Genomic DNA, 607 nt, shown 5'->3' on the forward strand with positions numbered 1-607 from the left:
AGGAGATATATCCTCCTCTTTCAAACATTATAATTTCTATATTCTCGTCAAGTCTTCTAAGTCTTGCTGCAGCGCTAGCGCCACCTGCAACTCCACCTACTATTAAAACTCTCTTTGACATATTATCCTCTCCTTAACATTGTTATAAACTTCACTAATTTAATCATTATATTGCTATACTGTAATTTTATAATATTACAAGTTTCGTCAATTGTCAATATACCCTGTAAGGGTAACAAAAATTTTATATTTATATTATTTGCCCAAGTTCCATTCCAAGCTTAATCTCCTCTGCCTTAGTCCATATTTATAAAATGGTGCGTTTATTTTTATTTTTCTAACCCTCTACACCACAAACAGTTCCCTTGTTTATTGCTTGTTCCATTGCATCTAAAAACTCCTGTCTACAATTCAAACATATCCTGAATAGTCAACTTCACTTACGCCTATAAATATATCCTGTAGCTCCAAATCTTTTACTGCATTAGGAGGCTGCAAAGGCTAAAAATATCATATTTCTTGCTGGAACATAGGTTATTGGTATATCAGTTCTATTTACATCACCCTCTGGAACATCAATGTTTTTGTCAGTTAAGGCTGAACCTCC

General features: G+C 33.6%; 2 pseudogenes. Both read right to left on the reverse strand.

The features are described 5' to 3' along the window. Positions 1-121: pseudogene (locus tag TCEL_RS14355) on the reverse strand (FAD-dependent pyridine nucleotide-disulfide oxidoreductase); the annotation flags it as partial. Between the two features lie 141 nt (positions 122-262). After that, a pseudogene (locus TCEL_RS13025) lies at positions 263-607 on the reverse strand (7-cyano-7-deazaguanine synthase); the annotation flags it as partial.

Origin of the sequence: Thermobrachium celere DSM 8682 (genome assembly GCF_000430995.1) — a bacterium.
GTDB classification, from domain to species: Bacteria; Bacillota; Clostridia; order Clostridiales; family Caloramatoraceae; genus Thermobrachium; species Thermobrachium celere.